Annotated in this window: 11 protein-coding genes and 1 pseudogene; 6 read left to right on the top strand and 6 right to left on the bottom strand. The window is 65.2% G+C overall.

The window, feature by feature from the left end; genetic code table 11:
• The first annotated feature begins 26 nt into the window (after positions 1-26).
• Both AB0L63_RS03200 and AB0L63_RS03195 read left to right on the top strand, forming a co-directional pair.
• The gene (locus AB0L63_RS03200; RefSeq protein WP_364493689.1) at positions 27-245 is read left to right on the top strand and encodes an MbtH family protein; all 219 of its coding nucleotides are present in this window, start codon (positions 27-29) and stop codon (positions 243-245) included.
• Between the two features lie 280 nt (positions 246-525).
• A complete protein-coding gene (locus tag AB0L63_RS03195) occupies positions 526-1,644 on the top strand; it encodes a serine hydrolase (RefSeq protein ID WP_364493687.1) in 1,119 nt (372 codons plus the stop codon).
• 457 nt (positions 1,645-2,101) lie between these two features.
• On the opposite strand, the gene AB0L63_RS03190 is transcribed toward AB0L63_RS03195, so the two are convergent.
• Genes AB0L63_RS03190 through AB0L63_RS03180 form a run of 3 tightly spaced genes read right to left on the bottom strand, consistent with a single transcriptional unit; the run spans position 2,102 to position 3,676 of the window.
• Positions 2,102-2,887, bottom strand: a complete 786-nt coding sequence (locus AB0L63_RS03190; protein ID WP_364493685.1) for a DUF899 domain-containing protein — start codon at positions 2,885-2,887, stop codon at positions 2,102-2,104.
• Between the two features lie 32 nt (positions 2,888-2,919).
• Positions 2,920-3,252, bottom strand: a complete 333-nt coding sequence (locus AB0L63_RS03185; protein WP_364493683.1) for a metalloregulator ArsR/SmtB family transcription factor — start codon at positions 3,250-3,252, stop codon at positions 2,920-2,922.
• Positions 3,242-3,676 (bottom strand): SRPBCC domain-containing protein, encoded by a 435-nt coding sequence (locus tag AB0L63_RS03180; protein ID WP_364493681.1) that lies wholly within the window; start codon positions 3,674-3,676, stop codon positions 3,242-3,244. The genes AB0L63_RS03185 and AB0L63_RS03180 overlap by 11 nt, the downstream gene beginning before the upstream one ends.
• Before the next feature lie 465 nt (positions 3,677-4,141).
• On the opposite strand from AB0L63_RS03180, the gene AB0L63_RS03175 reads away from it, so the two are divergent.
• Together AB0L63_RS03175 and AB0L63_RS03170 are read left to right on the top strand one after the other, a co-directional pair.
• Positions 4,142-5,035 (top strand): NAD-dependent epimerase/dehydratase family protein, encoded by an 894-nt coding sequence (locus AB0L63_RS03175; protein WP_364493679.1) that lies wholly within the window; start codon positions 4,142-4,144, stop codon positions 5,033-5,035.
• Positions 5,036-5,452: 417 nt separating this feature from the next.
• The gene (locus tag AB0L63_RS03170; RefSeq protein ID WP_364493677.1) at positions 5,453-6,688 is read left to right on the top strand and encodes a lipase family protein; all 1,236 of its coding nucleotides are present in this window, start codon (positions 5,453-5,455) and stop codon (positions 6,686-6,688) included.
• 100 nt (positions 6,689-6,788) lie between these two features.
• Here the strand turns inward: AB0L63_RS03170 and AB0L63_RS03165 are convergent, their stop codons facing one another.
• Both AB0L63_RS03165 and AB0L63_RS03160 read right to left on the bottom strand, forming a co-directional pair.
• Positions 6,789-8,030, bottom strand: coding sequence for a TetR/AcrR family transcriptional regulator (locus AB0L63_RS03165; protein WP_364493675.1), 1,242 nt, complete (start codon positions 8,028-8,030; stop codon positions 6,789-6,791).
• 188 nt (positions 8,031-8,218) lie between these two features.
• Positions 8,219-9,505 carry a TetR family transcriptional regulator gene (locus AB0L63_RS03160; protein WP_364493673.1) on the bottom strand — a complete coding sequence of 429 codons (1,287 nt, stop codon included), beginning with the start codon at positions 9,503-9,505 and terminating at the stop codon, positions 8,219-8,221.
• A 113-nt stretch (positions 9,506-9,618) separates the two neighbouring features.
• On the opposite strand from AB0L63_RS03160, the gene AB0L63_RS03155 reads away from it, so the two are divergent.
• Positions 9,619-9,960 carry a helix-turn-helix domain-containing protein gene (locus AB0L63_RS03155; RefSeq protein ID WP_364493671.1) on the top strand — a complete coding sequence of 114 codons (342 nt, stop codon included), beginning with the start codon at positions 9,619-9,621 and terminating at the stop codon, positions 9,958-9,960.
• A 12-nt stretch (positions 9,961-9,972) separates the two neighbouring features.
• A pseudogene (locus tag AB0L63_RS03150) lies at positions 9,973-10,044 on the top strand (PIN domain-containing protein); the annotation flags it as partial.
• Positions 10,045-10,185: 141 nt separating this feature from the next.
• Here AB0L63_RS03150 and AB0L63_RS03145 read toward each other — a convergent pair.
• Positions 10,186-12,126, bottom strand: coding sequence for an acetoacetate--CoA ligase (locus AB0L63_RS03145; RefSeq protein WP_364493669.1), 1,941 nt, complete (start codon positions 12,124-12,126; stop codon positions 10,186-10,188).
• Between the last annotated feature and the right edge of the window lie 24 nt (positions 12,127-12,150).

The following is a 12,150-nucleotide window of genomic DNA, read 5'->3' as shown; positions in this document are numbered from 1 at the left end:
ACACTCCCACCAGGAAGGCCGACCAGATGACCAACCCCTTCGACGACGATGGCGCCCAGTACTACGTCCTGATCAATGCCGAGGGCCAGCACTCGCTGTGGCCGATCTTCGCCGCCGTCCCCGGCGGCTGGACCATCGCCTACGGCGCGGCCACGCGCCACTCCTGCCTGGAGTACGTCGAGGCCCACTGGCTGGACATGCGTCCCAATTCACTCATTACCGCGATGCAGCCCGAGGCCAACTGAATAGGCGGGGCGCACCGGTACGGACATCCCCCCTGCCGGCCGGTGCGGCCCCGCCCCCTGGCCCGGGTGCCGCGGGGTATCACCGATCATCCGAGCCAGCTTCCCACCGGGGCCAGGAAGCCGTCAGGTCACCTCCACCGAGGACGATTGGCTGATACCGGACAGCTCGATTCATATCTGAGCGGCAGAAGATCACCCGGTGGTACCAGGGGGCCTCCCTAGGGAGATCTCCGGGAGCGACCCCGATGTGCGGGACGGGAAGTATCACTAGCGTCGAGGCATGCGCCTTGTGACGGTAGGTATTGCTGTTGGTGTGGTTGCTCTGCTCGCGGGATGTTCGGCGGATCCCGCTGCGCCAGTGGAGGTTTCGGCTGATCGGATTCAAGCGGTGCAGGCAGATATCGATCGGGCGGTGGCGGACGGGATCACCGGGATGATCGCGACGCTGACCGAGAACGGGCAGACGGTCACCCTCACCAGTGGTGTTACCGATATCGGAACCCGCGCGCCGATTCCAGTCGAGCCGCCGCAGCGCGTGCGGATCGGCAGTATCAGCAAGACATTTGTCAGTTCGGTGGTGCTGCAGTTGGTGGCAGAGGGGAAGATTCGGCTCGATGAGCCGGTCGATACCTATCTACCGGGGGTGTTGCGTGGGGAGGGGATCGATGGGCGGGTAATCACGGTGCGCCAGATCCTGCGGCACCAGAGTGGTCTGCCGGAGTTCGCCGATGATCCGCGGGTGGATGAGTATCAAGCGGCGGTGGACGGACGGACCATGACTCCGGCGGAGCAACTCGCGATCACCCTGAGTAAGCCAGCGGATTTCGCGCCGGGGACGCGGTTCGAGTACAGCAACTCCAACTACCTCGTTGCGTGCGTGCTGATCGAAAAGGTCACCGGCGCACCGTATGTCGATGAGCTGAATCGGCGCATCCTGCGGCCGTTGGCGCTCGACGACACCTACCTGCCGGGACCGGGCGAACTCGATATCCGTGGCCCACATCCCAAGGGGTACGCCGATATCGACGGTGTGGTCACCGATGTGTCACGCATCGAACCGTCGGTGCCGGGGGGTGCGGGCGCGATGGTCGCCACCGGCAATGATCTGAACCGCTTCTATCAGGCGCTGCTGGCCGGACAGGTGGTCCCGGCCGCCGAACTGCGGGAAATGCGGACCGGTGTGCCGATGGGACAGGCGGATATGAACTATGGGCTCGGCATCGACTCGACCCACTTGCCCTGTGGCGCAGAGTATGTCGGGCATACCGGCGGCATCACCGGATTCGTCACCGTCTCCGGCGCGACGCCCGATGGTAGGGCGGTGACCTACGCCTACACCAAGTCGCCGAAAGCCATGCCCGATCTCACGACCATGCTTTCGCACGCCCTGTGTCCCTGATGAAGAACGCCGCTATGGTGGGTGATGTCGCCGCCGCGCCGCCAATGCCATCGTGCTACACGCCGTCCCCACTCGAACCGGTCGCTGCCGCATCCTGAAAACAGCCTGCCGAACCCGCACCAGGCGCGGAGGAGCATCCCGCCGGACAGCGTCACATCGGCGAGGGCGGCCAGGTAAGCCCAGTGCATCACAGCGCCCGGCATCGGGACGGCACAGTGCAGCACCAGCATTGCGCTGCTCATCGCCGCGGTCATGGCCCAGGCCCCGGGGGACGGCCGGGTCCACAGGTGCCAGGCGCACCACAGGCAGCCCAGCGACATCAACGCCGGCATGACAACCAACCACACTGCGGTGCAATGGGTTCCGTCGCAGGCGGCATGCAGAGTCGCCGAGAGCAGTGACAGGGCCGCTCCCGCCCGGCCCGCTCGGGACCGGGCGGGGACTGACGGGTAGTGCATCACTGCACCGGGTGCGCGCAGCAGTCGTGCGGTGCTTCCTTCTGCTGACGGCCGGCTTCGCCCCTGTCGATGGCGCCGGCGACCTTGCCCAGCCAGTCCGAGGCGGTCTCGTCAACCGTGGCGGTGTACTCGTCGTTCCAGTTCCACCACTCGTACGCCGGTGTCTGGGGGTAGCCCTCGGGCGAATCCTCCCAGTCCTCCTGGCGGCCGAGGGCCGTCATGTCCAGGTAGCTCCAGGTGTTTCCGAAGTACTCGTCGCCACGGCGGTTGATGAAATACGTGCGATACACCCGGTCGCCCTCGCGGATGAAGGCGTTGGTGCCGTGCCATTCATCGACGCCGAAGTCCACATCGAACTCGTCGGTGATGGTGTACCACGGGATCCCCGTCCAGCCCATCCGGGCCTGCACCTTCTCGATCTCGGGTTGCGGTGCGCGCGAGGCGAATACGAGCGTGGTGTGGCGGGCGTTCAGGTGCGCGAGATTGCCGACGTGGTCGGCCATCATGGAGCAGCCGCGGCAGGCGTGATCGGGCCAGCCGAGCACGCCGGGCTCGAAGAATGCGCGGTACACGATCAGCTGGCGGCGGCCTTGGAACAGCTCGAGCAGGCTCACCGGGCCCGTTGATCCTTCGAACACGTACTGCTTGTCGACGGCCAGCCAGGGCATGCGGCGGCGCTGGGCAGCCAGCGCGTCATGGGCCCGCATCACCTCCTTCTCCTGCACCAGCAGCTTCAGACGCGCTGCCTCCCACTCGTTCTGCGAAACGATCTCCGGTGTCTTCATAGCGATATTCCTGTTCGATTTCGGATTGTTGATCAGGCCCGGTCGAGGATGTTCTTCAACGCGTCGAGTGGGCCGTCCCAGTCACGCGCCATCGCAGCGAGGAATTGTTGCGCCACTTGCATCGGCGCGGAACATAGTCGGTAGCGCACCCGGCGGCGCTCTCCCGGCTCCGCGGTCACCAGCCCGGCCTCGGACAGCAGCGCCAGGTGCTTGGCGATCGCCTGCCGGGTGATCGGCAGCCGGGCCGCCAGGTCGGTCGCCGTGGTGGGCCCGGCGGACGCCAGCGCGGCGAGGATCGCACGCCGGCTGGGGTCCGCCAAGGCCACGAAGACCTGCTCGGCAATCGCCTCCTGGTCAGGCCGCATCGAGGTAGCCGGCCAGCTCACCGAGCTCGTTCTGCCAGCCGCGGGTGTTGCCCTCGAACGCCGCCTTGTAGGCATCCTCCGCGAGCTGAGCGAAACCGGACTCGACCACGGTCAGTCGTGTACCCGCCGCCACCGGCTCGAGCATGAACTCCACATAGGTGCGGCGCGGATCCTCCTCGGGCAGCCCGAAGATATGCCAGGTGAACCCGAATACGTGCGGTTCCTCCACCCGCTCCACCCGCATGTCCGCGACGTGTCCCCCCTCGTTCCAGCGCATCCACCCCTTGCCGCCCGGGCGCAGCTCGATGCCGGCCTCATTGCCGAACCACGTGCCCAACCCCTCGGCCGTGGTCAGTGCCGTCCACACCTTCGCCGGCGGGTGTGCCAGCTCGATCGTCCGCTCGATGCGATCGGGAAATCCCATAATCACCTCCATAAGTAGCAACTCACTGGTTGCAATATTATTGCAACCGACAGGTTGCGTCAACCTCGGCCTTCAGCCCGGGACGGCTCCTGCAGCCCGGCCGCCGGAACGGGACCATTCACCAGCTCACCGAGTTCACCCACGACGTTCTCGCCAGCTGACCCACCGGCAACACCGATGGCCGGGCACTCTGAATCCGCACGTGATCGTCTCGACCGACTCCGTTCTTGGAACTTCCCCGGTCACACATCACGCACCAGGCACATGGCTCATGCAAGTGGATCTTGGCTCGCCGGACGACGCCGCCAATGTACGGATCGTCCTGTCTCCGGCACGCCCATCGAACAAAGAGGAGTAACGCAAATCTCGAGCTGGAACTTTGCCCAGCTCCCGATGTGGAAAACCGTTGTCCGCCACCGGGGACTCAAATGGCCACCAACATGGGGCCTTTCATAGGCTCGCGCTATGCGCGTACTTGTCACGGGAGCGGCGGGTTACCTGGGCCGAGCCGTCGTTTCGGCCTTGACCGAGGCTGGGCACGACACTGTCGCCATGGTGCACTCGCAGCGGTTGAACATCGTGTCTGCCACTGCGATTCGAGTTGCCGACCTGTTCGACTCCGAGGCTCTCCAGCGAGCCGTGGACGGCATTGACGCGGTATGTCATCTGGCCGGGCTGACCCGCGTGCGGGAGTCGATGGCCGACCCGCTCCGGTACTTCGGGGTCAATACCGCCGGGACCATCGCGTTGCTCGATGCCATGGCGACCGCCGAGGTGCCGCGGCTCGTATTCGCCTCGACCGGTGCGATCTACGGCGATGTCAGCGGCCGACCGATCACCGAGGAACTGCCCGATAACCCGCCACATCCCTATGCGACCAGCAAGCTGGCTGCCGAATCCGTCATCGAAACCCATGCCGCCGCCGCTGTCGTACTTCGGCTGTTCAATGTGGCGGGCGGCTGCGATCCGGACCCCACCCGGCTCATTCCGCGGGTGCTCACCGCCGCGGCACGGAATGAACCGTTGGAGGTCAATGGCGACGGCACCACTGTCCGGGACTACCTGCACGTTTCCGATGCCGCGTACGCGTTCGTTGCCGGACTCGAACACCTGCCGCCGCCGGGCGCGACCGAGCGGTACGTCATCGGTAGCGGCCGGGGCACGAGCGTTCGCGGCGTTGTTGCCGCGGTCGAAAAGATCTCGGGACGTCGCGTGCCGCTCATTCATCGTCCAGCGGTACCGGAGCCGAGTTCGCTGGTTGCCGATCCGGTCAAGGCTGTGGGCCAATTGGGTTGGGTGTCAAAGCATTCCGATATCGAGACGATCGTTGATGCGATGTGGCGTGCTCGCTCGGGCTAGGCGCTTGTCCAGCTCGGATCAGGTGGTGGCAGCCGGATCGGTCCTGCGTCGCACTGCACTCGATCCGCGCTGACCGTTAACGCACTGCTGGCGTACGCGCGTCTTAGTGTGTCGGGCTGGTTGCTGAAGTCGCTCGACATCGGTGTTGGTTGCGGAAATGGTCCTGCCGGAGTGCGGCGGCGACACCTGCTCTGGTTCACTCAAGGGCTGCCCGGCAAGATCGCGGAGCTGTTCTTCATGCCAGCTCGAGCGCTCGCGGAGGCGATCTCCGACTTCGGTGGCGGGATCGGGCAGCTGACCAATTTTCGTCGTATTTCGCTCCCTCGGCGGCGTGTCGCTGTAAGTTTGCCATCAGTTGCCTGTAATGCGGCCTGGCTAGTCGACGGATGCCCCGCACAACTCGTGGAGGTATAGATCGTGACTCGTCTGTTTCTATTTTTCCCCCGCGGCATGCGCCGCGGTTGGTCCCGTGTCCTCGGTGCATTCGGGGGTGTGGCACTCGCGCTGCTGCTGGCGCCGACGGCAATCGCGGCGCCGCTGTATCCGGTGCCCGATCCGGATCCGTTCTACGCCGCCCCGGCGGATCTGGGGGCGCACAGCCCCGGTGACGTGCTCGAGGTGCGGGGATTGCCGCCGGTGCCTCTCTTCCCCGGCGCCACCGCCACACTGGTCAAGTTCCGGTCCACCGACTCGCACGGTGCGCCGATCGCGGCGACCACCACGGTCGTTACCCCACTCTTCCATCAGCCCGATGCGCCGTTGCTGTCGTATCAGCATTTCATCAATTCGCTCGGTACCGAGTGCGCGGTATCGCACACGCTCTACAGTGGCGATCTGAATCTGTCGGCGTCGGTGGGGATGTTGAATGCGGTGCTGCAGCAGGGTTGGAGTATCGCGATGCCGGATCATCTCGGACCGCAGTTCGCCTTCGGAGCAGCGCGTTTGGGTGGCCAGATTGTATTGGACGGCATCCGGGCGGTGAAACGGCTGCCCGAACTCGCCATGCAGCACAGCCCAGTGACGCTGGCCGGATACTCCGGTGGCGGATTGGCCACCGCATGGGCGGCAGCGCTGCAGCCGTCGTACGCATCTGAGCTGCAGCTCGCCGGCGCGGCCATCGGCGGCGCCCCGATGAACCTGGTGGAGATGGCGCAGGCGCTGGGCTTCGCGCCGCACCCGGCCTTCGGGCTGGCCATGGCAGCGGCGATCGGTCTGGAGCGGGAGTATCCGGACCAGTTGCAGACCAGCTCGGTTCTCAACCAGCGTGGCCTCGATCTCCGTGGCGCCATGGCCAACAGCTGCACCAACGACATCCTCGCCGTCGGCGCCAATGGCAGCGCTGGCGATTACGTCACCACCACTTCGTGGGTCGACAGTCGCGTCGCCCGGTCGGTGGTGGAGGACAACAGTCTGGAGCTGTATCCCGGGGTGCCGGAAATACCGATGTTCGAATGGCATTCGCCGGCCGATCCGCTGGTTCCGATCGACGCCATCAACGGCACCAACCGCCATTGGTGCAATGCCGGGGTGCGGTTGCAGACGCTGGAGGTGCCCGCACCCGAGCATTTGTCCGCGGCGGTAATGGGCGCCCCCGAGGTACTGACGTGGCTCGAGGGCCGGGTGCGCGGCGAGCCCGCGCCTGCGACCTGCTGAGATGGACTGCACGTCATCTGGCAGCTCGACAATCGGATGTGCGGAATATGCATCGGGTGCGCTGACGCCGACCGTTCGAGATTCGGCGACCGAGCCGCGATCAACGGCCGAAGAGGATGACTCGCATCAAGTATGCGATGCGAGTCTGTGAGCACAGCGGGTTATCGGGGCCGAGCCATTGACCGAGGTCGACAACCAGTGCCAGCGCGGCATGCACGAGCACCCGCGATTCGGCTGCGGTGAGTTCCGGCCGGACGCGGATGAGCAGCTTGGCCCACTCTTCGACGTTGAGCCGCTGGATATTTCGCAGGACGGTGCGATCCTCCGTTGGCACATTGCTGATCTCCGCGTAGTAGACGAAGGTCAGCTCGCGCTCGGCGAAGGAACCCTGCACATAGAGCTCGATCAGGGTGGTCAGCGCCTGTTCCGGGGTATCCGATGTGGCTATGGCGGGTCCGATGGCGGCTGAAACCCGGTCTGCCGCACGACGAAACGCGGCGGCGAGTAGGTCGCCCTTGCTGCGGTAGAAGCGATAGACCGCCGAGGAGGCGGGTAGGCCCGCGGCATTGGCGATATCCTCCACGCTCACATTGGGATACCCGTGTTCATGGAACAGTTCGATGGCCCGCACCAGCAACAGCTCGTGTTTGAAGGTGAGTGGAACCTCTTTCGCGCCAAGGGCTTCGGTGTCATCGCCGGGCGCGGGCAGAGCGCACGCGGTTACCGCATGGCAGGCCGAGCGCAGCAGGGCCGCCAACGCGCGCACGGGCACCGCGACATGATGATCGGAGATGCTGCCGATGACGCTCATCGCGGCGGCCGAGAGTACCGTGCGGTCCCTGTCGGGTAGCTCGGGGTGGGTCTCGGCCAGCAGTTCGCGGGCGACCGAATCGGTGGTGATCAGGTGATCGATGAGGATCTGGCGATCGGCGTCTTCCAGATAGCGGTTCTGCCAGCGCAGCAGTGCGGCGCTGCGGCGATTCGCAATGGAGGCCGCGATCAGGGCGGCGAGGATGTGGTCCAGGCGCTCGGCGGCGGGCCGGTCGCGTAGTTGCTCGGGCAGGCGCACGGCCTCGGTACTCAGTCCGGCCAGTCGCAGCGCCTCCTCTCGGAACAGGGCGTATTTGCTCGGATAGTGCCGATACAGTGCGGTAGAGCTGATATCGAGGCGCGAGGCGATGTCCTCCATGCTCACGCCGTGGTAGCCGAACGAGCCGAAGGCCTCCGCAGAGACCGCGGCGATCTGCGCTCGTCGGTCGCGCGGGCGGCGGCGCACCTCGCGCGATTGCGTGGTGCGGCCTGCGGTCGCGTGCTCGGTTGCGCGACGATCCTCGGCATCCATCCCGCGATGTTAGCCCAACCGGACGTTTACTCGATGCCTCTTCCCAGGGCTGAAATCGAAATGAACGGAAGATCACAAATAACCTATAATTTGCTTATTGCATTGGCAATTCAAGTTCAATGATTGAGAATGAGCACTAACATATGCGGGGCACGGCGATAGCCGGCGGATCGGAGTAAGGGGGCAGACTACGAGCGGGCCGGGCGGCCGAACAGGACCAGCTGCATGAGCAATCGAACCCGGGCCGGGGAGACGATCGGTTCGGTGCTGAAGGTTCGTCCCAAATCGACCACCAATGCGAAGGCCGCGTGGATCAGGAAGCGGGCCTCGGCGGGGGAAAGCTCCGGTCGCACATCACGCAGCAGCCGCGCCCACTCCTCGACGTTGAGTCGCTGGATATTTCGCAGCACGGTGCGCTCGTCGCTCGGAACATGCTGGAACTCCGTGTAATACACGAACAACAACTCGCGTTCGGAGAACGAACCGTCGACGTACTGTTCGATCAGCGTGGTCAGTGCCTCTTCGGCATCGGCGGTCGCCGCCACCGCCGGGCCGATCGCGCCGGAAACCCGGTCGGCGGCCCGTCGGAATGCGGCCGCGAGCAGATCGCTCTTGCCCCGATAGAACCGGTACACCGCCGAAGCGGCGGAAAGCCCTGCGGCAGTGGCTATTTCCTCGACACTGACATTCGGGTAGCCGCGATCGTGGAAGAGTTCGACGGCCTTGCGTAGCAGCAGCTCATGTTTGAACGAATCCGGAATCTCCGCCGCCGCCGGCAGTTCGACATTCACTTCCAGCACGGGCAACTCGGCGGGCACGATCGACCAGCAGGCCGAAGTCAACAGCCGGGCAAGGGATTTCGCGGGCAGGCCGGCATGGTGATCGGCGATGCTGGTGATCACGCTGAGCAGGGCGGCGCACAACACCCGCAGCTCATCCTCGGCAAGTTCCGGTCGCAATGCGGCCAATTGCATACCGATCGCGTCGACGACGGCGAGTTTCTGGTCGGTCAGGACCGTCAGATCCTCCGGTTCGAGATAGCGGCCCTCCCAGCGCACCAGGGTGACGGTCGACCGATTCTCGATCGTGACGCGGATCAGGGCATCGAGCACATGGCGCAACCGCCGCTCCGGCGTCCTGAATTCACCCACCCCGCCGACTCCGTCGGCTATCATCCCCTGGCCCGCCGCCTCCGGCAACTCGACCGATTCCGTCATGACCCGGCCCACCCGCAGCAATTCCTCGCGGAACAGCGCGTACTTGCTCGGATAGTGCCGATACAGCGCTGCCGAACTGATGCCGAGTCCGGATGCGATGTCATCCATGCTCACGCTGTGATAGCCCAGTGCACCGAACGCAGCCGCCGAGGCCGCCGCGATCTGAGCTCGCCGATTCTTCGGCCTGCGCCGAATCTCCCGCGGTGCCGAGTCGCCACTGACCGCCTTGCGCGCCGTACCGCGGTTGTCGACACTCATGCGGCCATGGTATCGACACCCTCGACCGTCCCGGCTGTCCAGGTCGGTCTGGTTTGCGCAGGTGGATGCGGCTGACATGCGGCCGAACTCGGGAGGAAGTGCACGAGGCGTTGGTGCAGGTAGTGGCAGCAATGCAGGCTGGCAAAGCGGTCACGGTCGCGCCGCATAGCATGAGCTTGACCACGCAGCAGGCCGCCGACTTGTTGGGCGTTAGTCGCCCTACTGTGGTCAAGCTGATCGAAAACGAACAGCTGCCTGCAGAGCGAGTCGGCAACCGGCGACGGGTACGGCTGCACGACGTCCTGAGCTATCAAGAAGAACACCGGCAGCGCAAGTACGCAGTACTTGCCGCGACCAGCGTCGACATCGACGACACCGACGATCCCGAAGTGGTTCGCCAGCGCTTGAAGGAAGCCCGCCGTGCAGTGGCAGCGCGACGAAAGGCCAAGGGCTGACACAATCGTCGCGTGTTCGCCGTCGTTCTCGATACTTGCGTGCTGTGGCCGAGTCTGCAGCGAGATTTCCTGCTCTCGCTGGCGATCGAGACGCTAGTGCCGAAGCGGCAGAACCGCTGTGGTAGCGAAAGAATCCGCACATCCGGGTTGTCCAGATATCGTAGGCGGCTCATGCTCTGGAGTGCATGAGCCGTGCTGGTGTTCTCCGCGCCGATAGCTGTCGGTTCAGTTCCGAGTGGGGCGGATGGCGGCGTACCAGTCGAGTAGTTCGGGACTGTCCACGGCGCTGCGTTCGACGACTCGGGCCGGATCGGCGCCCTGGAAGAGCTTCTTGATGGGGACCTCGAGTTTCTTGCCGGTGCGGGTGTGCGGAATGCCTGGGGCGACGATGATTTCGTCGGGGACGTGGCGGGGGGAGAGCTCGGTGCGGATGGTGGTGTTGATGCGGGTTTTCAGGTCGTCGGTGAGGTCAGTGCCGGGAGTAAGGGTGACGAACAGCGGCATCCAGTAGCCGCCGTCGGGTTGTTCGGCGCCGATGACCAGGGCCTCGGTGACTTCGGCGAGGCGTTCGACGGATTGGTAGATATCGGCGCTGCCCATGCGGATGCCGTGCCGGTTGAGGGTGGAGTCCGAACGGCCGTGCACCACGATGCTGCCGCGTTCGGTGATGGTGATCCAGTCGCCGTGGCGCCAGATGCCGGGGAACATGTCGAAATACGCTTCGTGGTAACGGATTCCGTCCGGATCGCGCCAGAAACGCACTGGCATGGACGGCATGGGTTTGGTGATGACGAGCTCGCCGACCTCGTCGCGGACCGGCTTGCCGCCGGCGTCGAAGGCCTCCAGCGCGACACCCAGGTAGGGCGCGGAGAGCTCACCCGGCCAGGTCGGTACGGTCCGCGCGCCGCCGATGAAGGCGGAGACCACATCGGTGCCGCCGCTGATCGAGGCGATCTGGACGTGGTCACCGATATTGTCGCCCAACCACATCGCCGATGCGGGCGGCAGTGCGGAACCGGTGATGCCGACCTGCCGCAGCGCGGTGAGATCGTGGTCGGTGCGCGGCACCGCACCCGCCTTGATGCAGGCGAGCACGTAGCCCGGACTGGTGCCGAGGACGGTCGCGCCGACCTGGGATGCGATATGCCACAGCGCATCCGGAGTCGGGTAGGTGGGACTGCCGTCGTAGCAGACAATGGTCGCACCGACCAGCAATCCGGCGACCTGGAAGTTCCACATCATCCAGCTCGGGCTGGTGTACCAGAAGAAGGTATCGTCGGGTCCGATATCGGCTTGCAGCGCAACGGCTTTGAGGTGCTCCAGCAGCACGCCACCGTGCCCGTGCACGATGCCCTTGGGTAGTCCGGTGGTGCCGGAGGAGAAAACGATCCACAGCGGATGGTCGAAATCGACCGTCTCGGTTTCGATGACAACGGCCTCGGTACTGGTGGCCGCCTCGGTCCAGGCCAGTGTGTCCGAAACCGGCAGTCCCAGCTGGGAGACGACGACCGTCGTCTCGACGGTATCGAGCCCGGCCCGCAGTGCCGCGATATCGTCGCGCTTGTCATGCGTCTTGCCGCCGAACCGGTAGCCGTCGGCGGTGATCAGCACGGTGGGCTCGAGCTGGCCGAGCCGATCCAATGCGGCCTTGGGTGAATAGTCCTGACCGCAGGCGCTCCACACCGCACCGATGCTCGCGGTGGCCAGAAAGGCGATTACCGCCTCCGGAATATTCGGCAGGTATCCGGCCACTCGATCACCCGGCCGCACGCCGAGCGCGCGCAGTGTGCGCGTGAATGCCGCGGTGCTGTCGATCAATTCGCTCCAGGACACCTCGCGCACCGGAGCGTCCTCGGTCACCGCGACGATGGCGGGCCGATCGGTGCGAGACTGCCGTACGACCTGATCGACATAGTTCAGCCGGGTATCCGGAAACCACTGTGCGCCCGGCATTTCGGCGCTCGCCAGCACCTCGCCCGCGATCGGGCCCAGCTCGAAGTAATCCCACAGCGCCGCCCAGAAGCCCGGCAGATCGTCGACCGACCACTGCCACAGCGACCGGTAATCCGGTGCGGACCTTCCGGTGCGCGCCGCCACGAACCCGGCGAAGTCGGTGATGCGCGCCTTCGCGATATCTGATTCGGTCGGCACCCATTGTGGTTGCACCGCATTACCTCCTGGGGAGAATCT

Origin of the sequence: Nocardia sp. NPDC051990 (assembly GCF_040680755.1) — a bacterium.
In the GTDB taxonomy this organism is placed as follows: Bacteria; Actinomycetota; Actinomycetes; order Mycobacteriales; family Mycobacteriaceae; genus Nocardia.
Note: the sequence above shows the minus strand (reverse complement) of the source record. Positions and strands in the feature narration are given on the sequence as shown.

Excerpts from the sequence above, each read along its gene's own strand:
- AB0L63_RS03190 (WP_364493685.1), bottom strand. The coding sequence starts at position 2,887 with ATGAAGACACCGGAGATCGTTTCGCAGAACGAGTGGGAGGCAGCGCGT.
- AB0L63_RS03175 (WP_364493679.1), top strand. The coding sequence starts at position 4,142 with ATGCGCGTACTTGTCACGGGAGCGGCGGGTTACCTGGGCCGAGCCGTC.
- AB0L63_RS03160 (WP_364493673.1), bottom strand. The coding sequence starts at position 9,505 with ATGAGTGTCGACAACCGCGGTACGGCGCGCAAGGCGGTCAGTGGCGAC.
- AB0L63_RS03185 (WP_364493683.1), bottom strand. The coding sequence starts at position 3,252 with ATGCGGCCTGACCAGGAGGCGATTGCCGAGCAGGTCTTCGTGGCCTTG.
- AB0L63_RS03200 (WP_364493689.1), top strand. The coding sequence starts at position 27 with ATGACCAACCCCTTCGACGACGATGGCGCCCAGTACTACGTCCTGATC.
- AB0L63_RS03165 (WP_364493675.1), bottom strand. The coding sequence starts at position 8,030 with ATGGATGCCGAGGATCGTCGCGCAACCGAGCACGCGACCGCAGGCCGC.
- AB0L63_RS03180 (WP_364493681.1), bottom strand. The coding sequence starts at position 3,676 with ATGGGATTTCCCGATCGCATCGAGCGGACGATCGAGCTGGCACACCCG.
- AB0L63_RS03195 (WP_364493687.1), top strand. The coding sequence starts at position 526 with ATGCGCCTTGTGACGGTAGGTATTGCTGTTGGTGTGGTTGCTCTGCTC.